This is a genomic window from Anaeromyxobacter sp. SG66, from assembly GCF_022690805.1.
Lineage (GTDB): Bacteria > Myxococcota > Myxococcia > Myxococcales > Anaeromyxobacteraceae > Anaeromyxobacter > Anaeromyxobacter soli.
In genome coordinates this window covers 82,039-106,378 of sequence record NZ_JALCZC010000001.1, presented here as the reverse complement: position 1 = coordinate 106,378, position 24,340 = coordinate 82,039, and the positions used below count along the sequence as shown (strand labels likewise).

At 71.9% G+C, this 24,340-nt stretch carries 20 protein-coding genes; 4 read left to right on the top strand and 16 right to left on the bottom strand.

Annotation, left to right across the window (positions count from 1 at the left end; genetic code table 11):
• Positions 1-174 precede the first annotated feature (174 nt).
• Both MNZ39_RS00450 and MNZ39_RS00445 read right to left on the bottom strand, forming a co-directional pair.
• Positions 175-873 (bottom strand): RibD family protein, encoded by a 699-nt coding sequence (locus tag MNZ39_RS00450; RefSeq protein WP_242333029.1) that lies wholly within the window; start codon positions 871-873, stop codon positions 175-177.
• A 94-nt stretch (positions 874-967) separates the two neighbouring features.
• A complete protein-coding gene (locus tag MNZ39_RS00445; RefSeq protein ID WP_242333027.1) occupies positions 968-2,026 on the bottom strand; it encodes an NAD(P)-dependent alcohol dehydrogenase in 1,059 nt (352 codons plus the stop codon).
• A gap of 300 nt (positions 2,027-2,326) precedes the next feature.
• Here MNZ39_RS00445 and MNZ39_RS00440 point away from each other — a divergent pair, with 300 nt between their 5' ends.
• A complete protein-coding gene (locus tag MNZ39_RS00440) occupies positions 2,327-3,946 on the top strand; it encodes a sodium:proton antiporter (RefSeq protein WP_242333025.1) in 1,620 nt (539 codons plus the stop codon).
• Positions 3,947-4,196: 250 nt separating this feature from the next.
• Here MNZ39_RS00440 and MNZ39_RS00435 read toward each other — a convergent pair whose 3' ends face one another.
• The 7 genes from MNZ39_RS00435 to MNZ39_RS00405 form a co-directional block, all read right to left on the bottom strand.
• Complete coding sequence (locus tag MNZ39_RS00435; RefSeq protein ID WP_242333023.1) at positions 4,197-4,868, bottom strand: TetR/AcrR family transcriptional regulator; 672 nt, start codon at positions 4,866-4,868, stop codon at positions 4,197-4,199.
• Entirely contained in the window at positions 4,868-6,286 is a 1,419-nt protein-coding gene (locus MNZ39_RS00430; protein WP_242333022.1) for an amidase family protein, read from the bottom strand. The genes MNZ39_RS00435 and MNZ39_RS00430 overlap by 1 nt, the downstream gene beginning before the upstream one ends.
• Before the next feature lie 213 nt (positions 6,287-6,499).
• On the bottom strand, positions 6,500-7,684 hold the full coding sequence (locus tag MNZ39_RS00425) for an FAD-dependent oxidoreductase (protein WP_242333020.1): 1,185 nt from the start codon (positions 7,682-7,684) through the stop codon (positions 6,500-6,502).
• Between the two features lie 102 nt (positions 7,685-7,786).
• Complete coding sequence (locus MNZ39_RS00420; protein ID WP_242333018.1) at positions 7,787-8,704, bottom strand: LysR family transcriptional regulator; 918 nt, start codon at positions 8,702-8,704, stop codon at positions 7,787-7,789.
• 7 nt (positions 8,705-8,711) lie between these two features.
• Positions 8,712-9,575: a carboxymuconolactone decarboxylase family protein gene (locus MNZ39_RS00415; RefSeq protein WP_242333017.1), complete on the bottom strand. Its 864-nt coding sequence runs from the start codon at positions 9,573-9,575 to the stop codon at positions 8,712-8,714.
• 19 nt (positions 9,576-9,594) lie between these two features.
• A complete protein-coding gene (locus tag MNZ39_RS00410; protein WP_242333015.1) occupies positions 9,595-10,830 on the bottom strand; it encodes an NAD(P)-dependent alcohol dehydrogenase in 1,236 nt (411 codons plus the stop codon).
• Positions 10,831-10,856: 26 nt separating this feature from the next.
• On the bottom strand, positions 10,857-11,834 hold the full coding sequence (locus MNZ39_RS00405; protein WP_242333013.1) for an aldo/keto reductase: 978 nt from the start codon (positions 11,832-11,834) through the stop codon (positions 10,857-10,859).
• Between the two features lie 323 nt (positions 11,835-12,157).
• On the opposite strand from MNZ39_RS00405, the gene MNZ39_RS00400 reads away from it, so the two are divergent.
• Positions 12,158-13,327: an NAD(P)/FAD-dependent oxidoreductase gene (locus MNZ39_RS00400; RefSeq protein ID WP_242333011.1), complete on the top strand. Its 1,170-nt coding sequence runs from the start codon at positions 12,158-12,160 to the stop codon at positions 13,325-13,327.
• Here MNZ39_RS00400 and MNZ39_RS00395 read toward each other — a convergent pair.
• Positions 13,304-14,320, bottom strand: a complete 1,017-nt coding sequence (locus tag MNZ39_RS00395) for a DMT family transporter (protein ID WP_242333009.1) — start codon at positions 14,318-14,320, stop codon at positions 13,304-13,306. The genes MNZ39_RS00400 and MNZ39_RS00395 overlap by 24 nt on opposite strands.
• Positions 14,321-14,425: 105 nt before the next feature.
• On the opposite strand from MNZ39_RS00395, the gene MNZ39_RS00390 reads away from it, so the two are divergent.
• Positions 14,426-15,286 (top strand): helix-turn-helix transcriptional regulator, encoded by an 861-nt coding sequence (locus tag MNZ39_RS00390; RefSeq protein WP_242333007.1) that lies wholly within the window; start codon positions 14,426-14,428, stop codon positions 15,284-15,286.
• Here the strand turns inward: MNZ39_RS00390 and MNZ39_RS00385 are convergent.
• Positions 15,225-16,310: an aldo/keto reductase gene (locus MNZ39_RS00385; protein WP_242333005.1), complete on the bottom strand. Its 1,086-nt coding sequence runs from the start codon at positions 16,308-16,310 to the stop codon at positions 15,225-15,227. The two genes, MNZ39_RS00390 and MNZ39_RS00385, sit on opposite strands and share 62 nt — an antisense overlap.
• 103 nt (positions 16,311-16,413) lie before the next feature.
• On the opposite strand from MNZ39_RS00385, the gene MNZ39_RS00380 reads away from it, so the two are divergent.
• On the top strand, positions 16,414-16,821 hold the full coding sequence (locus tag MNZ39_RS00380) for a MarR family winged helix-turn-helix transcriptional regulator (protein WP_242333003.1): 408 nt from the start codon (positions 16,414-16,416) through the stop codon (positions 16,819-16,821).
• 22 nt (positions 16,822-16,843) lie between these two features.
• Here the strand turns inward: MNZ39_RS00380 and MNZ39_RS00375 are convergent, their stop codons facing one another.
• From MNZ39_RS00375 to MNZ39_RS00355, 5 genes are all read right to left on the bottom strand, one after another.
• Positions 16,844-17,416, bottom strand: a complete 573-nt coding sequence (locus MNZ39_RS00375; protein ID WP_242333001.1) for a flavodoxin family protein — start codon at positions 17,414-17,416, stop codon at positions 16,844-16,846.
• Positions 17,417-17,557: 141 nt separating this feature from the next.
• On the bottom strand, positions 17,558-20,932 hold the full coding sequence (locus MNZ39_RS00370) for an efflux RND transporter permease subunit (RefSeq protein ID WP_242332999.1): 3,375 nt from the start codon (positions 20,930-20,932) through the stop codon (positions 17,558-17,560).
• Complete coding sequence (locus tag MNZ39_RS00365) at positions 20,929-21,936, bottom strand: efflux RND transporter periplasmic adaptor subunit (RefSeq protein ID WP_242332997.1); 1,008 nt, start codon at positions 21,934-21,936, stop codon at positions 20,929-20,931. Before MNZ39_RS00365 ends, MNZ39_RS00370 begins: the two co-directional genes overlap by 4 nt.
• Before the next feature lie 390 nt (positions 21,937-22,326).
• Complete coding sequence (locus tag MNZ39_RS00360; RefSeq protein WP_242332996.1) at positions 22,327-22,992, bottom strand: glutamine cyclotransferase; 666 nt, start codon at positions 22,990-22,992, stop codon at positions 22,327-22,329.
• Positions 22,989-24,233, bottom strand: a complete 1,245-nt coding sequence (locus MNZ39_RS00355) for a helix-turn-helix domain-containing protein (RefSeq protein ID WP_242332994.1) — start codon at positions 24,231-24,233, stop codon at positions 22,989-22,991. The genes MNZ39_RS00360 and MNZ39_RS00355 overlap by 4 nt, the downstream gene beginning before the upstream one ends.
• Positions 24,234-24,340 lie beyond the last annotated feature (107 nt).

The window sequence follows — 24,340 nt, the reverse complement described above, 5'->3', positions numbered from 1 at the left end:
ACTCTCACGTTTCTTCAAGGCGCTCAACTGTGTCGTTGATGTAGCAAGTGAATCATTGGTGCGCGAGACCCGGACGGGACGGACTCCGAGCGTGCAGGCCTCCGCGCAACCGCGCGGTGCCGAGACGGGCCGGTGAGCGTGGGCGGTCGTCAGCGGAGGTGGTCTCGGGCGCATTCACCTGTGGCCCGAGCTCCGGATCCGGTACCGGACCCAGAGCAGGTCGCCGCGACGACGCTCGACGGACACGAGCTTCAGGTGTCGCGCCGGCCCGGGCCCTTCACGCGCGTCGAAGAGCGTCGGCGTGCCGACCCCGCCGTCGGCGACGGGAGCGACGAGGACGCTGAGCTCGTCGATGACGCCGGCTGCCAGGAACGAGCCGTTGATCTTTCCGCCGCCCTCGAGGAGCAGCCGTCGAATTCCGAACCGGGATCGCAGCTTGCGGAGCACGGTGGGAACGTCGATCCGGCTCTTTCCGCCGAACAGGTAGGAGACGCCGCGCGCGCGCAGGAACGCGAGGTAGCGATCCGGGACCTGCTCCGTGAGCACCGTCACGGCGTGCTCCCCGTCGATCGCGCCCGATTCCCAGCGCAGCTTCCCGCCGGGATCGATCGCGACGGCGTACGAGGGGGCGTCGGAGCGCGCGACGAAGTCCGTCCGCGGGAGGCGGGCACCGCGCGTGGCCGCCGGTAGCCTCGCCTTCCCGGCGTAAGGCTCCATCGAGACGCGGCCGATGATCCAGGCGTCCGCCTCGAACGACGCGGCGGTGCGCTCGTACTCCGCGAGGAGCCCCTGCGGCAGGCGCCAGCCGTCGGTGACGATCCGTCCATCGACGGACGGGACCATGTGACAGATCACGTAAGGACGCTTCGCCATGACGGGCTCACCGACCGTACTGCGCGGGCGGTGGAGCGAGGACGGAGAGGGAGACGATCGCTGCGAGCAGGTTCATGTCGCCGGCCTCGGCGGCCTACTCCGCCTTCAGCGAAGCCATGTCGATCGAGAAGCGGTACTTCACGTCCGACCGCAGCATCCGCTCGTAGGCCTCGTTCACCTTCTGCGCCGGGATCACCTCGACGTCGGCGGTGATGCCGTGCTTGCCGCAGAAGTCGAGCATCTCCTGCGTCTCCGGGATGCCGCCGATGGGCGAGCCGGAGATGCTGCGGCGGCCCAGGATCAGCCCGAAGGCGGCGAGGGCGGACGGCCTCTCCGGCGCGCCGACGAGCGTGAGGGTGCCGTCGCGCCGGAGGAGCTGGACGTACGCGTTGAGGTCGTGCTCGGCGGAGACCGTGTCGAGGATGAAGTCGAAGCTGGCCGCATGCTTCCGCATCTCGTCGGCGTTGCGCGACACGACGGCCTCGTGCGCGCCGAGGCGCAGCGCGTCCTCCTTCTTGCTGGGGGAGGTGGTGAAGGCGACGACGTGAGCGCCGAGCGCGCGGGCGAACTTCACGCCCATGTGGCCGAGCCCGCCGATGCCGACGACGCCGACCTTCTTCCCCTTCGTGACACCCCAGTGGCGCAGCGGCGACCAGGTCGTGATGCCGGCGCAGAGCAGCGGCGCGACGCCGGCGAGGTCGAGGTTCGAGGGGACACGCAGGACGAAGCGCTCGTCGACGACGATCCCGTCCGAGTAGCCACCGTAGGTGACGCCGCCGAGGTGCTTGTCCGGCGCGTTGTAGGTGAGGACCTGGCCGGGGCAGAACTGCTCGAGCCCGGCCTGGCACTCGGGGCAGGTGCGGTCCGAGTCGACGAGGCAGCCGACGGCGGCGAGGTCGCCGGGCGCGAACTTCGTCACGGCGGAACCGACCCTCGTCACGCGACCGACGATCTCGTGGCCGGGAACGCACGGGTACACCGTGGACATCAGGCTGCTCCACTCGTTCCGGACAGTGTGGAGATCGGAGTGGCAGATCCCGCAGAACAGGATCTCGAGCTGCACGTCATGCGGGGTGGGATCGCGACGGGCGATGGTGGTAGGGGCGAGCGGCGCGGTCGCGCTCGCCGCGGAGTAGGCCTTGGCGTGGAACATGGACTGTTTCTCCCTTCGGGGTGCGCTGCGGCCCTGCACGGAGCCGGGCGACGCCGTGAAACCTACGCGCGCGCCGAGCCCCGCGAAACGGGCGAGAAGTGGATGGGCCGTTCAGGAAAGCTTCATGAACGCGATGCCACGCGGCTGCCCGCGAGGAGGGGTTGGGATGCAGCGTCCAGCAAATCCTGAACGATCCAGCAGCCCGTCGGTCAGCCGGGCGAGCACGAGAGCGGCGGCTCACGCCGCGGTCGGGCCCGAGCCGGAATTGCGAACGCGTGTGCTGCCGCGCAAGCCTACGGCATGGTCGTCTTCGAGATCGTCATCGCCTTGCTGCTCGCGGGCGCCGGCCTGACCGCTTTGTCGCGGCGCCTGGGGACGCCGTACCCCGCGATGCTGGCGCTCGCCGGCGCTGCCCTGGCGCTCGTCCCCGGCACTCCGACGCTGGTGCTCGAGCCCGACCTGGCGCTGACGCTCTTCGTCGCGCCGGTGCTCCTCGACGCCGCGTTCGATTCGTCCGCGCGCGATCTTCGCGCCAACTGGCGGTCCGTTGCCGGGCTCGCCGTGGGGGCCGTCGCGTTGACCGTCGCCCTCGTGGCGGTGGTGGCCCGGGCGGTCGTGCCGGGCATGCCGTGGGCTGCCGCGGTGGCGCTCGGCGCGATCGTCGCTCCGCCCGACGCGGCCGCCGCGATGGCGGTGCTGGGGCAGCTCCGGCCGCCGCACCGCCTCCTCGTGATCCTCGAGGGCGAGAGCCTCTTCAACGACGCGACCGCGCTCCTCGTCTTCCGGCTCGCGCTCGGCGCCGCGCTCGCGGGCTCGGTGTCCCCGGTGAAGGCCATCCCGCTGCTGGTCGTGGTGACCGCCGGCAGCGTGGTGCTCGGGTACGTGCTGTCGCGCGTGATCATCCCGCTCACCGTCCGGATCCTGGACGCCCCCATCGCGGTCGTCGTCCAGTTCTGCAGCACGTTCGCCGTGTGGATGATCGCGGAGCGCCTCCGCCTCTCGGGCATCCTCACCGTCGTCGTCTTCGCGATGGCGAGCACGCGGCCCGCGTCGCGCTCCGTCCCCGCGCGCGTCCGGGTCCCGTCGTACGCGGTGTGGGAGTTCGCGGTCTTCGTCCTGAACGTGCTCGCGTTCATCCTCGTCGGGTTCCAGCTCAAGGCGATCCTGGGCCGGCTCGACGCGGTCACGCTGGCTCGCTACGCCCTGGTCGCGGCGGCGGTCTGCGCCGCGACCATCCTCGCGCGCATCGCCTGGGTCTCCGGCGCGGCCGCGGTCAGCCGGTGGCGGTGCCGCCCCGCTGCCGAGGGCGAGGAGCCGCGCCGCGACGCCGTCGGGCTGTCGCCCCGCGCGGCGGCCGTCGTCGGGTGGTGCGGGATGCGCGGGATCGTCACGCTCGCCGCGGCGCTCGCGCTTCCCGCGGGAGGAGGCGGCGGGGCCGCGTTCCCGTACCGCGACCTGATCCTGTTCACGGCGTTCTCGGTCGTGCTCGGCACGCTCGTCGTTCAGGGGCTGACGCTCCGGCCTCTGATGAGCGCGCTGCGGCTGCGGGACGACGGCGAGATCGAGCGAGAGCTGCGCCTCGCTCGCGTGGAGGCGCTGCGGGCGTCGCTCGCGGCGGCTGGAGAGGCGCCCGGCGACGACCTGTCGAGCATGCTGCTCCGCCGCTACGAGGTGCTGCTCCGCCGCGCCGAAGCCGACCACGCCGGCGGGGCGATCGGGGCGAATGGGCAAGGGGAGGGGCCCGACGTCGGGACGGAGCTGGTTCGCAAGGCGACGGCCGCCGCGCGCAGCCGGATTCTCGCGCTGCGGGCGGACGGCACGATCGGCGACGCGGCGTTCCAGCGCGTCGAGCAGGAGCTCGACCGGGAGGAGCTGAACTTCCAGCCCCTCGGTCCGGACGAGGCGGCTGCCGCGCGCTGACGTGGCGGCGCTAACGGGCCCGCGCGAGCCGCGCCTCGAGCGACCGCGCGTCCGCAAGGAGCGGCGCGTTCGCGTCCGCGCGCCGCCACGCCCGCAGGAGCTCGTCCAGGCGTTGAGGTCGCGCTCGCGCTCGAAGTACGCGATCGACTCGCCGGTCTCGCTGAGGTGCCAGCTGACGTCGCCCGCCTGGAACAGCGCCTCCTTGTCGAGCGGGTACGCCTCGACGTCCCGCCTGCGATCTGCACGGCGCTCAGGGACGAGGCACGGTGACGGGCGGCACGCGCCGCTCGCTCGGGGACAGCCGGCGTCGGGGGCGACGATTGGACCAGCGCGCGAACCCCAGCAGCCCGGGGATCTGGTAGCTCCAGAATGCCTCGATCGCCTCGCGGAGCGCGCGCTCGTCGGCGTGCGCCTCCAGGATCGCCGCGAGCATCCGCCGGGTGTTGTCGAAGATCCGGGCGAGCACGAAGCGCGCGGCCGCGCTTGCGCCGCGACGCGGATGCAGATCGGCGAGCGTCGAGGCGACGAGACGCTCCACGAAGCGCGCGCCGAACGCGGCGTAGTCGGTCCCCGCGGCGCGGTCGAGCAGGATCACGACCGCGAGCCGGTGCTCCGCCCAGAAGCGCAGCATCTCGTCGCCGATGTCGTCGGCGCCCCGGGTCGCCTCCGCCCGGAACGCGCGGGAGAGGGCGCGCACACGTCGGTCGAGCAGCGACTCGAACTCCTCGGCGAGCGCAGGCGTGACGAGCGCATGGAAGAGCTCGTACTTCCCGGCGTAGTAGCGGTACGTGCTCGCCGTTCCGACCCCGGCGCGCTCGGCGATGGCGGTCATCTTCGCGCCGGCGTACCCGCGCTCCGCGAAGATCTGGAGGGCGGCCGTCTCGATGCGCGCGCGCACCTCGTCCTTGAGGACCTGGGGCATCAGGCCTCGAACAGCCGCGGGTAGGAGAAGGGTGCCCAGCGATCCGCCCAGGGGCGCGCCTCCTCGAGCTGATGGGCGAGACCGAGCAGGAGCGCGTCCGCGCCCGGTGCGGCGGCGAAGTGGACGCCGATGGGGACGCCCTCGTCGGTCCAGTGCAGCGGCACTGACATCGCCGGGCAGCCCGCGATGTTGTGGATGGGCGTGTAGCCGACGGTGCGCCCGGTCCGCCGGAGCAGCTCCTCGCGCGGCAGGACCGGGGAGAGGTGGCCAAGGCGCCAGGGCGTCGTCGCGAGCGTCGGCGTGAGGACCGCATCGAAGCCGCGGATCGTCTCGAGGTACCGCTCGGTGCCAGCGGCGAACGCCGCGCGCGCCGCGGGCAGCGCGCCCGGGCCCCGGCGTTCGAGCTCGTCGACGAGCGCCCAGCTGAACGGTTCGAGCTCGTCCCGCTGCACCGGGTGTCCTCGCAGCCGGTCCACCAGCTCCACGAGGCCGGCCACCGCCGCCCCGGCGACGATGAAGAAAGCGTCGCCGAGAGCCGCGCCGTCGAGATCGGGCGAAGCGACGGGCTCGACCCGGTGTCCGAGAGCCGCGCAGAGCCCAGCCGCGTCGTCCACGGCGCGGCGCACCGCCGGCTCCGGCTCCTCGCCGAGGAGGGTGCGCGTCCAGGTCGCGATCCGCAGCGAACGCGCGAGCGGCTCCCGCACGTACCCTACGGCGGGGAGCGGACCGGCCCGGTCCTCCGTCACGGAGAGGAACAGGGCGCTGTCGCGAACGGTGCGGCTCACGCAGTGGTCGGAGACGAGGGCGCCGAACTCGGAAGGGAGGCTCGCCGGCACGCAGCGCGTCCGGCTCGGCTTGAACCCGAAGAGGCCGCACACCGAGGCGGGGATCCGGATCGACCCGACGCCGTCGTTCGCGTGGGCGAGAGGAACGATCCCGGCGGCGACCGCTGCAGCGGCCCCGCCGGATGAGCCCGCGGCCGACAGCGACAGGTCCCACGGGTTGTGCGTCACGCCCTCGAGGAGTGTCTCCGTGCTGCCCAGCAGCCCGAATTCAGAGGCAGCGGACTTTCCGACGGTGACGAGCCCGCTCTCATCGATACGGCCGATGTACGGGGTGCGAGTCTCGGGCCCCGCGACGTTGCCGGCGAACACCCGCGAGCCACATGACCAGCGCAGGCCCGGGTACGGGGTCACCTCCTTCACCATGAACGGCACGCCGGCGAACGGTCCGGGCGGCACCTTCGCCGCGCGCGCGCGCTCGAGGTCCACGGCGGGGACCACCCGCAGCAGCGCGTTCAGAGCCTCGAGCCGCTCGGCGAACGCATCGAGCAGGTCGGACGCGGTGAGCTCGCCGCGCGCGACCAGCGCCGCCTGCCCGACCCCGTCGAGCCGGGAAAGACCGCGGAACTTCGCCATGAGACGCCTCCTCGCGAGGTCGAAACGCGAACATGGTATTCCCGTTTCCGCCTCGCGTCAAAGGAGCCCGGCGCCCGCGACGGAAGCGCCACGGATGCCGATCGAATCGCCCCGATGAGCGATCGCGGAGGCACGCCCGCGAGACCCCAGAGCATCACCGGCCCGCCTCGGGCACGATCTGGTCGGCTCGCGGCGCCCGGAGCGCGAGCCCCGTCACCGCCGCTCGAGGACGCGCGCGCGGCGGACCGCGCGCTCGCGCCGGTCGATCGCTTGAACGGCGCGGACCGCGTACTCCTGCGCCGTGTAGATCTGCTTCAGGGATGGGGTGCCGCTTCGGTGCCGGCTCATGTCCCCCACCGCGAAGAGCCCGCGTACGCTCGTCTCGCTCGTCGCGTCGTCGACGAGCACGTGGCGGGCGTCCTCCGGACCGTCGCCGGCGTCGAGCTCCGCGCCGAGCTGGAGGGCGAGGTCGTTGTAGACGCGGTGCAGCCCCATGGCGACCATCCCGAACCTCGCCGGTACCTGCGTGCCATCCTCGAGGCGGAACCCGCGGAGGCTTTCGCCCTTCCGGCCGCTCTCGCCGTCCAGGATCTCGACGAGCCGCGCTCCATGGAACGCCACCCCGTAGGCGTCCATGAGTCGCAGCGTCTCCGGCCTGGCCTCGAGCGCCTCGCCGTTTCCGAGGAGGACGACGGCCACACCGTAGCGCTCGTGCAGGAGGAGCGCGACCTGAGCGGCGGCGTCGCTCGCCCCGAGCACCGCCACCGGCGTGCCGCGCACGAGGTGCCCCTCGCAGAGGATGCAGTAGAGGAGAGACTCCGCGTTGGCCCAGGGATAGATCCAGCGGATGTCGTCCACCACCTTGCCGCCCTTCGTGGTGAGCTTCACGCGCGGCTGGCGGTCCATCACGCCGGTAGAGAGGATGACCGCGCCGGCGCGGAGGCCCTGGCCGCGGTCCGTCTCGACGACGAACCCGGTGTCTCCTGCACGCGCCGCGATGGCCTTCTCGTCGATCAGCGTGGCCACGTCGGCGAAGTCGGCGGTCAGCCGAAGCGTCACGTCCTCGACGATCTCCGGGACGCCGATGTGGAAGTGAGCCCGGGCGATCGCCTCGCGCGCGGCCGCGTGCTCGGGGCCCGAGAGCAGCTCGAGCACCTTTCGCTGCACGATGCCCCCCGAGACGCCGATCATGTTGTCCACGTTGTAGACGTAACGGGCCCGGCTCGCGCGAGCGGTCCCCGCGTCGCCGCGAATCCAGGCGACCGTGAGCCCGTGCTGCGCTGCGCGCAGCGCCGCCGCGCTCCCCCCGATGCCGCCCCCCACGACGATGACCTGGCACTGATTCACGAGCGCCTCCCGCGTAGCCTCGAAGGCCTCCATGTAGCGTCCGGCGGGCACGCGCAAGATTACGCTGCGCTCCCCACCGTCCCTGCAGGGGTAGGACGCTCTGCTCCGAGCGTTTGCCCCGGCCGCGCCCGCGTCCTCTGGACCTCTTTCCGGTCAGCGCACGCGCTGCTTCGAGCCGACGGAGAGCTCGCGCGCGACGTCCACGAACGCCCTGAACGCCGGCGACACCTGCGATCTGCTCGGGAAGTACAGGAAGAACCCGGGCACCGCGGCGGCGTAGTCCTCGAGGACGATGCGCAGGGCGCCGCGGCGCAGCTCGTCTGCCACCAGGGGCTCGAACGAGTAGAGGAGGCCCACTCCCGCCTCGGCGAGGAGCCGCATGAGCTCGGGGTCGTTCGTCGTGACCGATCCGTGGACGGGCACGCGCCACTCCTTCTTTCCGCGCTCGAGCTCCCACGCGTACCGCGCGCCGCCGACGTCCGTGCGGATGCAGAGGCAGTCGTGCTGGAGGAGGTCCTCTGGCCTCTGCGGCGCCCCGCGGCGCTCGAGGTACGACGGAGCCGCGACCACGACGAAGCGCCCGGGCGGCGTGAGACGGACCTGGACCATGTCGCGCTCGATGGCCTCCGACAGGCGGATGCCCGCGTCGAAGCCCTCGGCGACGATGTTCACGAAGCGGTTCTCGGCCTGGACCTCGACCTCCACCTTCGGATGCCGCTCCAGGAACCTCGGCAGCAGGCGAGCGACGACGAGCGACACCGCCACCGTCGGGACCGACAGCCGGACGCGGCCCGTGATCTCTCCCGGGCGAGCGGACACCGTCTTCAGCGACTCCAGCGCCTGATCCACCGCCGGGCCCGCGTTCTCGACGAGGCGTTGCCCAGCGTCCGTGAGCGCCACCGTCCGCGAGGTCCGCGTGAGCAGCGTCACGCCGAGCCGCGCCTCGAGCTGCCGGACCGACTGGCTGAGCGCGGAGGTGGACACCCCGAGATCCCTCGCCGCGGCCGCGAAGCTCCTGCGGCGCGCCACCGCGATGAAGGAGCTCAGGGCGTTGAGCGGAGTGAAGGCCATGGGGACGCTATCGCTGCGCTTCGGGGATGACCTCGTTCACGCAAGTCAGCGCGCTGAGCGCCCGAGGATAGCCGATGTACGGAAGAAGCTGCGTCACGACCGCGATGAGCTTCTCCTTGTCGTTTCCGACGTTGACGTTGCCCTGGATGTGCCCCTTGAGCTGAGGCTCGGCGCCCCCGAGCGCCGCCAGCATCGAAAACGTCAGGAGCTCCCGCGTCCTGGCATCGAGGCCACCCCGGGTCCAGTAATCGCCGAAGCAGTTCGCGGAAAGGAGCTCCTGGACGTGGCGCTGATTGGCGGGCGCGGCCGCGTACAGCTCGTCGATGCGACCCCCGAAGATCTCCTTCTGGAGGGCCAGCCCCCTCGCGCGCCGGTTCTCCGGCGCCGTCGTGGACTGAGCCTCCAGCGGCAACTCCACGCCCCTGGCCCGCAGCACCTCGTTGGTCGTGTGGATGAAGTCGACGACCTTGGCGATGCCGACGTAGGGGACGGCATGGTACAGGATCTCCTTGGCCTCGACCGGGGTGACGCCCACGTTCAGCGCTCCGCCGAGCATCATCCTGTACTCGCTCGAGGCTTGGCTCGCGATCGTCGACGCCAGGATGACCATGACCCTCGTCTTCGGGTCCAGGTTCCCGTGACGGAGAACCTCGTCGAACGCGAAGTTGTCGAAGATCTCGATCAACTCCGGGTCCGTCTCCTTCAGCTTGGACTCGTACCCGGGAAACAGCTGCTCGTGGTTTCGGACGGCCGCTTCCGTCAGATGAGCGACCGGACGGTTTCGGGTGGAGTTCATCTCGATCCTCGAGTGGGCGCTGCACGCGGCCAGGGACGTCAACGTCAACGCCGCGACGGCGATGACCTGCTTCATGGTGCGCTCGCGATCGTCGTCAGGCGTTCGTCATGTCGATGACGAAGCGGTAGCGCGCCGCCTTGTCGACCACCTTGGTCCAGGCGTCGTCGATCCTGGACATCGGGACCTTGGTGATCTCCGGCCTGATGCCGTGAAGCTCGCAGAACTGCACGAGCTCCTGCGTCTCCCGGATCCCGCCGATCTGCGAGCTCGCGAACGAGGTGCGATCTCTCAGGAGCGAGAACGGGCCGATCTGGTGAGGCTCGGTGGTCTTGCCGACGCCGACCATGCACAGCGTGGAGTCCATCTTCAGCAGCGGAATGAGCCGCTCGAGGTCGTGCTGGTACGGGACCGTGTCGAGGATGAAGTCGAGCGACCGCCGGTACTTCGCCAGATCCGCTCCCTGATCGTTCACGATGACGGTCTTCGCGCCGAACCGCCTCGCGTCGTCGACCTTGCCTCTCGACGTCGTCAGCACCGTCACCTGGGCGCCCATCGCGGCGGCGATCTTCGTCGCCATGTGACCAAGGCCGCCGAGCCCGACGACGCCGACCTTCTTCCCGGGACCGACGCTCCACCTCCGGAAAGGAGAGTAGACGGTGATCCCGGCGCACAGCATCGGTCCAGCGTGCGCGAGGTCGATCGCGTCGGGGATCGCGATGACGAAGTCCTCGTCCACGACGTCGAAGGTCGAGTAGCCGCCCTGCGTGAGCGAGCCGTCGCGGTCCTTCGACCCGTAGGTGAGGACGCTGCCGTTCTCGCAGTACTGCTCCATGCCGGCCTCGCACGGACCACAGTGGCGGCAGGAGTTCACCATGCAGCCCACCCCCACGCGAGAGCCCACCTTGAACTTGCTGACGCTCGAGCCGACCGCCACCACCACCCCGGCCAGCTCGTGCCCGGTGACGAGCGGGAACGTCTCCTTCCGCCAGTGCTCGCGCCCATGGTGGATGTCGGAGTGGCAGATGCCGCAGTACTGGAGCTTGATCGCGACGTCCTTCGGCCCGAGCGCGCGCCGCTGGAACTTCATCGGCTTGTGCGGGCCCTGGGACGAGTAGAGGGCCATTCCTTCGACCGGGAACGGGCCCTGTCCGTAGCTCGTCCTCTCGACGCCTGGAGCGGCTCCCGCCGTGGACGGCTTGAACAACCCGGCGGCACCTGCGCCCGCCGCGGCGAGGGCGCCCGTCCACATGAAGCCGCGCCGGCTCAGGGTCGTCGTGTCGTGGGAATCCGGCTCGCGCTCGGGCGGCCGCTTCGCAATCTGATTCTTCATGGTTGGCTATCTCCGAACACGAGCCGCTAGAGCCCGGTCCTCTTCTCGAGCTCCTCCGGGTACCGCGCGCCCTCCACGCGAATCTTCGACGCGGCCTCGTCGATGGCGCGGAGGTCGTCCGCGGTCAGCTCGACGTTCGCGGCGCCGAGGTCCTCCTCGAGCCGGTGCAGCTTCGTCGTCCCGGGGATCGGCACGATCCAGGGCTTCTGCGCGAGGAGCCACGCGAGCGCGATCTGCGCGGGGGTCGCCTGCTTGCCCGCCGCGATGACGCCGAGGAGGTCTACGAGCGCCTGGTTCGCCTTGCGCGCCTCCGGGGAGAAGCGGGGCACGATGTTGCGGAAGTCGTTCTTCTCGAACGTGGTCTTCTCGTCGATCTTCCCCGTCAGGAATCCCTTGCCGAGCGGGCTGAACGGGACGAACCCGATGCCGAGCTCCTCGAGCGTCGGGAGCAGCTCCTCCTCGGGCCTCCGCCACCACAGCGAGTACTCGCTCTGGACCGCGGTGACAGGCTGCACGGCGTGCGCGCGGCGGATCGTGTTCACGCCGGCCTCGGACATGCCGAAGTGCTTCACCTTGCCAGCGCGGATGAGGTCCTTCACCGTGCCCGCGACATCCTCGATGGGAACGTCCGGATCCACGCGGTGCTGGTAAAGGAGGTCGATCGTCTCGACCTTCAGCCGCCGGAGCGACGCCTCGGCGACCTCGCGGATGTGCTCGGGCCGGCTGTCCACTCCGATCGTCCCGAGCTTCATCCCGAACTTCGTCGCGATGACGACCCGGTCGCGGACGGGCGCGAGCGCCTCGCCGACCAGCTCCTCGTTCGTGAAGGGGCCGTAGGCCTCGGCGGTGTCGAAGAACGTGACGCCGCGATCGACCGCGGCGCGGAGGAGCGCGATCATCTCCTTCCTGTCCGGTGGGGTCCCGTAGGCGAAGCTCATCCCCATGCAGCCGAGGCCGATGGCCGAGACCTCGAGTCCGCTCCTTCCCAGCTTGCGCTTCTGCATCTCGTGCTCCTTCCGGTGCTTCGCTCAACCTCGGCTCACGCCGATGCTGTGGCGGCTCTCCATCCCCGTCGTCATCGAACGGGAACCTACGCGCGGCACGGCAGTCTCGAAAGAGGTCGATCGCGGATGGCCCGTGCAGGAAAGCTTCACGATGTGCCACTCCGCGGCCGAGCGCCTGATGCTTCGCGCGGGGGACGATCTCGAGCACGCCGTGCCTGCCCGAAAGCGGGATCCCTCCGGAGGTGTGCAGGACTGGCCTCGAGGGACGTGACGGGTGACGAACGGCTCCTACAGTACGGTTCAGCGCGCCAGGCGGAGGACGGATGCCTGATTTCAAGTACGTGGTGGTGGGCGGCGGGATGACGGGGCACGCCGCCGCGATGGGGATCCGCTCGGTGGATGCGAGCGCGCCCGTCCTGCTGGTCGGCGAGGAGCCCGTGGGACCCTACGTGCGCCCGCCGCTCACGAAGGGGCTCTGGACGGGGCAGGAGGAGGGATCGATCTGGCTGCCCTCGGTCGAGGGGATCCAGCTTCGGACTGGCACGCGCGTCGTCGCCATCGACCGTGCCGAGCGGCGCATCGGGCTCGAGGGAGGGGAGACCATCGGGTACGAGCGGCTCCTCCTCGCGACCGGTGGCACTCCGCGTCGGCTGCCCTTCGACGGCGACGGGGTCGTCTACTACCGGACGGTCGCGGACTTCAGGCGCGTCCGGGCGCTCCCGGCGGGAACGCACGTGGCGATCGTCGGTGGCGGCTTCATCGGGTCGGAGATCGCGGCCTCTCTCGCGACCGCTGGCTATCGGGTGACGCTCGTCTTCCCGGAGGAAGGGATCGGCGCACGGCTCTTCCCGCGAGACCTCGCGGTTCACCTGAACGGCTACTACGCCGAGCGCGAGGTGGAGGTCCGGGCGGGGGAGCGCGTCACGGGGCTCGTGGCGCGCGGCTCGGGATTCACCCTCCGGACCGACCGGGACGAGATCCAGGCCGACCTCGTGGTGGCGGGGCTCGGCATCGTCCCGAACGATCGCCTCGCCGGGGAGGCGGGACTCGAGGTGGACGACGGCATCCTCGTGGACGAGACGCTACGCACGTCCGACCCCGCAATCTTCGCTGCAGGTGACGTCGCGAGATTCCTCAATCCGGCACTCGGAGCGAGAATCCGGGTCGAGCACGAGGACAACGCCAACCGCATGGGACGGGAGGCCGGCCGCGCGATGGCCGGGGCCGACGTCGCCTACCGTCACCTGCCATTCTTCTACTCGGACCTGTTCGACCTCGGGTACGAGGCAGTCGGCGTTCTCGACCCGCGCCTCGAGGTCGTCGCCGAATGGAAGGAGCCGTACCGCAGGGGAATCGTCTACTACGTCGCGAATGGCAGGGTGCGCGGCGTGCTGACGTGGGGCGTCTTCGGCAAGATGGACTCCGCGCGGGCGCTCATCGCGGAGCCCGGTCCGCACGATCCGGAGTCGCTACGCGGGCGGATCCCGGACTAGCGGAGCGCCACTCGCGAGGGCTTCGACGCGGCCGTGCGAGTGAAGCGAGCCCGCCGACGTACTGACGGCGGGCTCCATGGGCGCCGCCGGCCGACGAAGCCCCCGCGCGCTCACGGTGGCGATGCCCGCGAGCACCAGCGCCGCCCCGATCCCGAAGGCGGGGTCGACGTGCTCCCCCAGGACGAGCACGCCGAAGGTCACGCCGAAGAGCGGCGTCAGGAACGAGAACACCGAGACCTGCGACGCGGCGTACTGGCGGAGGAGCCAGAACCAGGCGAGGTAGCTCGCGAAGGACACGACGACGCCCTGGAACAGGAGGCTCGTCCAGGCGAGCCGCGTGAGCGACACCTGCGTCGCCTGCCCGGAGGCCGCGGCGGCAGCGCCGAGGAGAACGCTCGCGACCGCGAGCTGGTAGAGCAGCGTCTTGGCGGGCGCCGCATCGGACAACGCCGAGCGGCGCACCACGACCGTGGTCGCGCCCCATGCCGCGCCGGCGAGGACGCCGAGCGCATCGCCGGCGAGCATCCGGAGCGACACGGCGCCGCGCGCCCAGCCGCCCGCGAACGCCACGGCGATCCCGGTGAAGGCGAGGAGGATGCCGAGCCACTGTCGGGGGCGGAGCCGCTCGCCGGGCACCGTCCAGTGGAGCCCGACCGCGGTGAAGATCGGCGAGGTGTAGAGGAGGACCGCCATGTGCGACGCCGAGGTCCGGCGCAGCCCCTCGGCGACGAACATGAACTCGGCGGCGAAGAGCGCACCCGCCACGAGCCCTGGCCGCAGCGTGCCGTCGCGCAGCGAGAGCGGCTCGCGGCGGATGGACATGAGCAGCAGGACGAGCGCGGCGCTCATCCCGGAGCGCAGGCAGACCTGCATGATCGGGACGACGTAGTGCGCGGCCAGCTTGATCGCCACCTGCTGTGCGCCCCAGATCGCGCACAGGAGCACCATCGTCGCCATCACGAAGCCGTCGAGACCCTTGCGCGCCGCGCTCATGCGTTCCGTTCCCGCGGGCCGTCGCGGCCTGCGCGAGCGTGATGATGCCGCTGGCGCCGGGGCTGGATATAGTGCGATCCGGACATTCATTGCAGCGAAGGCGCCATGCCCAGGCATCTCCGCACACCTCTCGACGAGACGCTGCCGCATCCGGTGTACTTCCGGACGGACAGCTTGCAGCCGGACTCGTCGTACCCGCGCCACCGGCACCACTGGGGCGAGTTCGTCTACGCGTTCAGCGGGGTCATGGAGCTGAAGCTGGCCGACCGCCATTACCTCGCTCCGCCGCAGTACGGGATCTGGCTCCCGCCCGAGGTCGAGCACGTCGGGCTCAACCGCCACGAGGCGACGTTCTGCTCGCTCTACCTCGCGCGCGAGCGCTGTCGCCGTCTTCCGCGGGACGCCTGCGCGCTCGCGGTGGGCCCACTCCTGAAGGCGCTGCTCGATCAGCTTCGCGCGCGCGGCATCGACACGCCGCGGACGGCGCCGGACGCCCGGCTCGTGGAGGTGCTCGTCGACGAGCTCGCTGCGGCGCCGCGCCAGGGCACTTACCTGCCCAGCTCCGAGGACCCGCTGCTCGGCCCCATCCTCGCCGCGCTCCAGGCGCAGCCGGACGACCAGCGGTCCCTCGCGCACTGGGCGAGGCAGGTGCACACCACGGAGCGGACGCTCGTCCGGCGGTGCCAGCGCGACCTCGGGATGTCCTTCGGCGAGTGGCGGCAACGGCTGCGGGTCGTGCGGGCGCTCGCGCTCCTCGAGGCGGGGCGCTCGGTGGAGTCCATCGCCTTCGACCTCGGCTACGGCAGCTCGTCGGCCTTCATCGCCATGTTCCACCGGATGACGGGGACGTCGCCGAGCAAGCTCCGGAAGGACGCCGCCTCGAGGGACCGCGCGCGGGCCTCCGTCAGTACGGCTGGTCTCCCTTCACGAGCCCGAAGGGCGACGCCGGCGCGAACACCCCGTTGACCGTGGTGCCGCCGTTGTGGATGGCCGGGAAGATGGGCTGCATGCTCTGCGGGAAGCCGAACGTCGGCTGGGTGAGCGCGTCGAGCCGCCCGCGCTCGTCCGCCGTGAGCTCGACCTCGAGCGACGCGAGGTTGTCCTCGAGCTGTTCCCACCGGCGCGCGCCGATGATGGTGGAGGTCACGCCGGGCCGCTGGCGGAGCCACGCGAGCGCCACGCGCGCCACCGTCGACTGGTGCGCCCGGGCAATGGCCTCGAGCGCGTCCACGGTCGCGTAGGTCCGCTCGTTCAGGAACGGCTCGAGGAACTGAGCCCGATCCGTCTTCACCTGACCGGCGTTGCGGCGGGTGTACTTGCCGCTCAGCGCACCGCTCTTGAGCGGCGACCAGGGCGTGATCCCCAGGCCGAGCTCCAGCGCCATGGGCACGAGCTCCTGCTCGACGCTGCGCTCGAGCAGCGAGTACTCGATCTGCAGCCCGATGAACGCCGACCACCCGCGGAAGCGGGCGAGGACGTTCGCCTCGGCGATCTTCCAGGCCGGCGTGTCGGAGACGCCGAGGTAGCGCACCTTCCCCGCGCGCACCAGGTCGTCGAGCGCGGCCATCGTCTCCTCGATGGGCGTGTGGACGTCCCAGTTGTGCAGCCAGTAGAGGTCGATGTAGTCGGTCTGGAGCCGCCGCAGCGAGTTCTCGCAGGCGGCGAGGATCGACTTCCGGCCGGAGCCGCCGCCGTTGGGGTCACCTGGGTAGAGGTTCCCGCTGAACTTGGTCGCGAGCACCAGGCGATCGCGGCGAGCGGCGTGGCGTCCGAGATGGTCGCCGATGATCTTCTCGGAGTGGCTCTTCGTGTAGAAGTTCGCCGTGTCGATGAAGTTGCCGCCGCGCTCGATGTAGCGGTCCATGATGCGCTGCGACTCCTCGACGCTCGAGCCCCACCCGAGATCTTCGCCGAAGGTCATCGCGCCGAGGCAGAGCGGGCTCACGCGCAGGCCGGACCGGCCCAGCGTCACGTAGTGGTCGAGAGGCATGGGATCTCCCATCGTGCTAACTTGTTCAAAGATGCAGCTGGTTCAAGAACACAAGTCGTTTAAAGCGGAACTACTTTAATCCTGAACCACAGAGCCGCAACCCATGTCGAAGATCGAACCCGCCAGGGTCTGGTCGCTCAACTACCGGCTGCTCATGTCGGTGATAACCGCCGCCGCGCCCGCCATCGCGGCGCTCGGGCTCGAGACGAAGGAGCTGTTCGTCCTCGGCGAGGTCGAGGAGCACCCGTATCCGGCGGCGCTCGCGGCCACCCTCTGCATGCCGAAGCCCAGCGTGACCGTGTACGTGAAGCGGCTCGAGGCCGCCGGCTTCCTGCGCCGCGAGATCGATCCCGCCGACCTGCGGCGTCACCGGCTGGTGCTGACTGCGGCCGGGCGCAAGGCAGCAGCGCAGGGGAAGGCCCTGCTGTCGAAGGCGTTCAGCGATCGGCTGGGGCGCCTCGGCGTCGCCGAGCAGGCGGTCCTCCTCTCCCTGCTCGAGAAGATGACCTGACCGTCGTCCGTGGGAGCGGGAGTCACGCGAGCTTCTTCAACAGCCAGGCCATGTTCTGGCCGAGGACCTGCATCGTGCGCAGCCCCTCCTCGTCCCGCTCCACGTCGCCCTTCTCGAGCCCGACCCCCACGTTCCAGTAGTTGGAGCCGGGCACGATCATCTGGTTGATCGTGAAGAAGTGATTCATCGTGTCGAAGGCGTGCGTCGAGCCTGCTCGTCGTACGGCGACGACCGCGGCGCCCACCTTCCGGCGGAACAGGTCGCCGTTCTGCTTGGCGACGAACCCGCAGCGGTCGATGAGCGCCTTCATCTCGGTGGACACGTCGCTGAAGTAGGTCGGCGAGCCGAGCAGGATGCCGTCGGAGGCGGTCATCTTCTCGATGCACGCGTTGACCATGTCGTCGTTCCGGGCGCAGCGTCGGTCGCGACGCTCGCCGCAGCGGCGACAGCCGGTGCAGCCGTGGATGTCGTGGCCGGCGAGGTGCACGACCTCGGTCTCGATCCCCTCGCGCTCGAGCACGTCGAGCACCCGGCCGATGAGGAGCGCCGTGTTGCCGTCCTTCCGTGCGCTGCCGTTGAATGCGACGACCTTCATGCCTGGCTCCCTCGCGGCGCGCCTCCCGGAGGCGGGTGGTGGCGTCGCGCGGCGGCAAACCTAGACGAAGGCGGCCCCGCTTGCCATCGGGGCTCGCGATGACGCGGGTGCCGAAGGCGATCGGCCAGCGCGCGGGAGAGCTCAGGTGGCTGCTGAACGGGACGCCGTGACCAGGGGAGCTACGACCGCGATCGCCGGGCCTGCCGCGGAGGCGCCGCGCCGCCCCGGGGCGAGCGCGCCCTCGCGCTGGAGCTCGGCGGCGCGGCCGCGGCGGGCGACGAGGAAGTAGAGGACCGGCACGGCGAGCCGCGAGAGCAGCGTCGCCGCCACCTCGCCGGCCATGAGGCTCACCGCCAGGCCCTGGAAGATGGGGTCGGCCAGCATCACGGCGCTCCCGACGAGCACGGCCGCGGCGGTGAGCAGCATGGGGCGGAACCGGACCACGCCCGCCTCCTCGACCGCGGCCGCGAGCGGCATCCCCTCCCGCAGCTTCAGCTCGATGAAGTCGACGAGGATGATGCTGTTGCGCACGATGATGCCGGCGCCGGCGATGAAGCCGATCATGCTGGTCGCCGTGAAGAAGGCGCCGAGCGCGAAGTGTGCGGGCAGGATGCCGATGAGGGAGAGCGGGATCGGCACGAGGATCACCCACGGCACCGTGAAGCTCTGGAACCAGCCCACCACCAGGATGTAGATGAGGACGAGCACGACGGCGAAGGCGAGGCCGAGGTCGCGGAAGACCTCCAGCGTGATGTGCCACTCGCCGTCCCACTTGAGCGCCGGCTGCTCGGTGGACGCGGGGTGGGCGAGGCCGAGGCGTGGCACCTGCTCCCCGCCGGCGCCGCGAAGCGCGTCGAGCTTCCTGTCGAGCGCCGAGAGCGCGTAGACCGGGCTCTCGATCTCGCCCGCGAGGTCGCCGAGGACGTAGGCGACCGGCATGAGGTTCTTGTGGAAGACGGGCGGGTCGACTCTTCCGTCCTCCGGGCTGACGAGCTCGGAGAGCGGGACCGGGCCGCGCCGTCCCGGGACGGTGAGCTCCAGCAGATCCTCGAGGCGCGCCCGCCGCGCCGGCGCGAGCTGGAGCACGACGGGGACCTGCTCCGCGCCCCGCTCGACGTGAAAGCTCCCGAGCGGCGCTCCGGCGCCGCCCGCCGCGAGCGTCTGGATCACCGCGGCCGGCGCGACGCCGTGCAGCGCGGCCTTCTCCGCGTCGAGGCGGAGCGCCAGCTTCGGCGACGTCGCTGCCAGCGACGAGTCGACGTCCACCACGCCCTTCGTCGAGCGGAAGGCCGCCAGGACCTCGCCGGCGAGCCGGTCGCGCTCCGCCGCCGAGGGGCCGTACACCTCGGCCACGAGGGTGTCGAGCACGGGCGGGCCGGGCGGGAGCTCGACCAGCTTGAGCCGGCCGCCGCGCGGCCAGGCGATGGCCTCCAGCGCCGGGCGGACGCGCGTCGCGATGGCGTGGCTCTGCGCCTTGCGATCGCCCTTGGGGACGAGGTTCACCTGGAGGTCCACCTGCTCGGCGCCTTCGCGCAGGAAGCTGTGGCGGACCATGCCGACGAAGGTGAACGGCGCGGCGACGCCCGAGTGGACCTGGACGTCCTTCACCTCGGGTTCCTGGAGGAGCCGCCGCGCCAGCTCCTGCCCGACGGCGAGCGCCCCCTCGCGTGCCGTGCCGGCCGGCAGGTCGAGCTGCACCTGGAACTCGCGCTTGTTGTCGAAGGGCAGCATCTTCACCTTGAGTGCCCCGAGCGCGACGAGCGACGCCGCCCCGGCGAAGAGCCCGAGCACGAGGGCGAGGAAGGCCCAGCGACTCCAGGCGCGGGTGAGGAGCGTGCCCATGACGCGGCGGTAGAGCCGGGTGAGGCGCGTCTCCTGCGCCCGCGCCGGGATCGCCGCGGGCTCGGCCGCGAGCGGCTCAACACGGTCGCGGTGGGCGTCGGCCGGGTGCAGCCCCGACGCGTCGACCTCCGCCAGGTGCCCCTCCTTGCGGAAGACCTTCATCGCGGCCCATGGGCTGATGACGAAGGCGATCGCGAGCGAGAAGAGCATGGCCGCGCTGGCGCCCACCGGGATGGGGCGCATGTACGGGCCCGAGAGGCCGCGCACGAACGCGTTCGGCAGGATGGCGGCGATGACGGCGAAGGTGGCGAGGATGGTGGGGTTCCCGACCTCGTCGACCGCCTCGACGACCGTGCGGGCGAAGCTCCGCTTCGGCCCGGGCAGGTGGAGGTGCCGGTGGATGTTCTCGACCACCACGATCGCGTCGTCGACGAGGATGCCGATCGAGAAGATGAGCGCGAAGAGCGTGACGCGGTTGAGCGTGTAGCCGAGGAGGTAGGTGGGGACGAGCGTCAGGGCGAGCGTCACCGGCACCGCCACCCCCACCACCACCGCCGAGCGCCAGCCCATGGCGAGCGTGATGAGGGCGATCACGGACAGCGTGGCGAGGAGGAGGTGCTCGATGAGCTCGTTCGACTTCTCCCCCGCGGTCTCGCCATAGTTGCGGGTGACGCTCACCTTCACGGAGGAGGGGATGAGCCGGCCGCGCAGCGTCTCCACCTTGTGCTCGACCGTCCTCGCCAGCTCGGGCGCGTTCGCGCCGGCGCGCTTCGCCACCGCGATGGAGACCGCCTGCTCGAATCCGGGCTTCCCTCTCTCGGCCATCAGGACGACGGCCGGCTCGGGCTCGGGACCGTCCGTCACGCGCGCCACGTCCTCGAGGTAGATGGGCCGGTCGCCTCGGACCGCGACCACCAGGCGGCGCAGGTCCGCCGCGGAGCGCACGAATCCGTTCGCCTCCAGCTCGATGCGCCTGCCCGCATCCACGAGCGCGCCGGCGGGGAGCTGCCCCTGACCGGCCGCGATGGCCGGCTGCAGCTCCGCGATCGACACGCCCAGCGTCCGCATCCGGTCCGGCTCGGGCTCGACCCGGACCACCCGGCGCGCGCCCCCCAGCACCCGCACCTGCGCGGACTGCGGGACGGCCGCCAGCTCGCGCGCGACCTCCTCGCCGAGGGCGCGCAGCTGGCCAGCGGGCAGCGGATCGCCGTGGAGCGTGAGCGTCAGGAAGGGGACGTCGTCGATGGTGAGGAGCCGCACCACCGGCGGTAGCGCCCCGGAGGGCAGGAGCTCGGGATGCGCGCCCAGCTCCTGGTGGACCTTCACCAGGCTCGCCTCGAGCGGCTCGTTCACCTTGAAGCGCACGGTGAGGAACGCCGCCGACGGGGTGGAGGTCGAGTAGAGGTACTCGACGCCCGGGATGCCCCACAGCCGCCGCTCGAGCGGCGTGGTGAGCTGGCTCTCCACCTCCCGCGCGGTCGCGCCCGGGTACGGCACCAGCACGTCGACCATGGGGACGATGATCTGCGGCTCCTCCTCGCGCGGCGTCAGGAGGACCGCGGTGACGCCGAGGGCGATCGAGGCGACGACGAGGAGCGGGGTCAGCTTGCTGCGCAGGAAGCCGCGCGCGAGCCGGCCGGCCAGACCGACCCGGTGTTCCGAGGGAGAAGTCATGGCGTCACCTCCACCCGCTGCCCATCCCGCAGCGCGCTGCCCGGAGCGTCGATGACCGCCTCACGCGCCTCCAGGCCCGCGCGCACCGGGACGCGGTCGCCGACGCCCTCGCCGAGCGCGAGCCAGCGGAGCTGCGCCTGCCCTCCGGTCACGACGAAGACGCCGGTGAGGTCGCCCCGTTCCACGAGGGCGCTGCGCGGGACCCACACCCCGCGCGGCGGCGCGGCGATGTCGACCGGGAGCACGAGCCGGGCGAAGGCGCCGCTGCGGAGCGTCGCGCCGCCCTGCTGCACGCGAGCGCGCAGCGTCCGGCGATGGGACAGCGGATCGCCGCCGACTGCGAGCGCCGAGACCTGCGCTGCGCCGGCCTCACCGCCCGCCTCGAACCGGATCGTCCGGCCGATCGCGATCCCGCGCGCCTCCGCTTCGGAGAGGCTCGCCACGACCTCCAGCTCGCTCCCCTCCAGCTCGAGCAGCGGCTGGCCCGGGCCGACGAGGTCGCCGGCGTTGACGCGGCGGGCCTGCACCGTGCCGGCGAACGGGGCGCGGATCTCGGTGTAGGCGAGGGTCGCGCGCGCGGCCGCCACGGCCGCACGGGCCTGCGCCCGCTCCGCCCGCGCTCGGTCCAGCTCGACCGCGGTGGCCGCCCCCTGCGCCGCGAGCACCTCCATCCGGCGCTCCTGGGCGGCGGCGGTCGAGAGCGCGGTCCGTGCCGCAGCGAGCTGCCCCCGGACGTCATCGTCCGAAAGCCGCACGAGCAGCTCGCCCTGGCGGACGCGCGCGCCCTCCTCCACGTTCACGGAGCGGACCGAGGCCGGCGTCCGCGTCGAGACGACGGCCCGGCGCACCGCCGCCAGGCTCCCTGCCGCCCATCGGGTGCCGCGGGCGGGAGCGGTGGTGACGACGCGCACGCGCGCGGGCGCCGCCGGCGAGGCAGGAGCCGGCTCGGCCAGCGCCGCCGCCGGCACCGCCACTGCCAGGACCACTGCGAGGGTGCGCGTCATGGCTCCGCTCCTTCGACCACGGCGAGCTGCAGCTCTGCTCGAGTCGCTCGGTCTCGCGTGGGACACCCGACGCCATCGCATGGCCTGTACCAGGCGCGCCGCGGCGAGGATCCGTGTGCCCTGCAGCGGTTTCCGTGCGGCGGCGCCCCGAAACGGGATCCGGCGAGCTCCCGTCTCGGCGAGAGCTCGTGGCCGGCCGCGGCGAGATCCCGTCGCGTGGATCCGAACGACGCCGTGCGAGATGGCTCGCCTCGCAGGAGAGCGCGTTGGCTGCCCCGCGGCGCCTCGGCTGCCGGCCTGGCGAAGCGCCTCTCGCCTTGGGCGAGGGGGCGAGGTGCTCCGAGCGCCGGCGCGAATCGGCCAGCGCGAGCGCCTTCCAGCGCGCGCGGTCTAGCGTCCCGACCGGCGGCGCGGCTTGCGCACCGCGCGGATCCGGCCGCTCGCGCCGCCCCCTGCGTAGAAGAAGTCGCCCTGATCCGACTCGAGCCCGCTCACCTCCGTGCCCTCGGGCATCGTCAGGCGGGTCAGCACCTCGCCCGTCTCGGGATCGACCTGGCGGAGCTCGGCCTCGCCGCCTTCCCATGTCCCGTGCCAGAGCTCGTCGTCCACCCAGGTGACTCCGGTGACGAAGCGGTTCGACTCGATCGTGCGCAGGATCGCGCCCGTGTCGGGATCGATCTGGTGGATCTTCCGGTTGCGGTACTGGCCGACCCAGAGCGTACCCTCGGCCCAGGCGAGCCCCGAGTCTCCGGCGCCGCCACCCGGAGCCGGGATCCTCGACAGGACCTCGCCGGTCACCGGGTCGATCTTGTGGATGCGATCGCCCGCGATCTGGAAGAGGTGCCTGCCGTCGAAGGCCGTCCCGGCATCGCAGGGGACGTCGAGCGCGCGCACGATCCTGCCGCTCGCCGGTTCGAAGGCCTGCAGCTTCTCGCCGCTGGCGAACCAGACCAGGCTGCCGTCGAAGCTGACGCCGTTCACGCGCCGTGCGTCGGGGAAGGGCCCGTACTCGCGCACCACCTCGGCCGGCCGCTCCGAGTCGCTCTCTCTGCTCATCGCCTGCCCCTTTCCCTATCCTGACCGTGTCCGTCGGAGACCGGGAGCAACAAGGATGTCGCGAATCCGGCCACTGGCGCGGAGAGCCAGCGCCGGGAGCGGCCGCGGCCCAGGGCGCGCACCTGGCCGGCCTCCTCGAGGGCTGCCAGGGCCCGCTGCACCGTCCGCTGGCTGGACCCCAGTGCCAGCGCCAGCGCCGAGGTCGACCAGGCCTCGCCGTCGGCGAGCAGCGCCAGGACGGCGGCGTCGGGGCTCTCGATGGGCGGTGCCAGCAGCCGCACCGTGCCCGCCTCTGGCGCGACCAGGCAGAAGCCACCGGCGGTGGCCCGGATCCCGGCGAGCGGCCGCAGCGTGTGACGCAGGCGCCCCATCGCGACCCGCAGGCGCGCGCGGTGGGAGGCGTTGGTCCGACGCGCGCCGAACGCGCGCTGGATGAGGCCGTCGCGCGCTGCCTCGCCGGGCCACGCCTCCGCGAGACCGCACAGCAGCGCGAACAGCGCCGGCCGGCGCGCGAGCCGCACCACCCGCTCCCCGCGGCGCACCGCCCGCCGGCAGCCGTCGACGACCAGGTCCGACGAGGTGAGCACGGCCTCCACCTCCGCCAGGGTCAGGGATCGCGCCTCGCCCGCGGCGACGAGACGCGCCGCCGGCAGGACGAGGGCCCGTCCTGCCTGCTCGATCTCGGCGCGCAGCGCCCCGATGCCCGATCGCGCCGCCGCCTCCCGCGCGCGCGCGAGGGCCGCGCGCGCCCGTTCGGCTCGCCCCCGGCGGAGCGCGATCTCGAAGGTCACCAGGGCGGCCACGGCCGCGAGCCGGGCGGGCCCGGCGTCGAGCTCGAGCCGAGCGCACGCGACGTCCGCCTCGTCGACCCGGCCGAGCAGCAAGAGGCGGCGGATCTGCAGCAGCCGGGCGTGGGCCGCGTTGTCCCGCTCGCCGCGAGCGGCGAACGTGCGCAGGGCCTCGCTCAGCGCCCGCGGCGCCCAGGCGAGATCCCGCGCGGCCAGCGCCACCTCCGCCTCCGCCGTGAGACAGCGCGCCCGCGCGAGCGTCTCCCGCGGCCCGAAGCCACGCGCGGCCCGTCGCAAGAGCTCCCGCGCCCGCCCCAGGTCCCCGAGCTGGGCCATCGCGATCCCGCGCAGCGCGAGGGCCGCCGGGTCGTCCCGCAGGGCCACGCGCCCGAGCGCGCCGAGCGGATCCCCCGCGCGCAGCGCGCGCCCTGCCGCCGTGATCGAGGCGTCCATCTTCGGAACCTAATCCCGTCGCCGTTGTTACTCCCGACTCCCTTCGGTGGACGTTACCTCTGGCCACGCAGGGAACGATCCCTGCCGACAGCGGGCGGACCGACGCC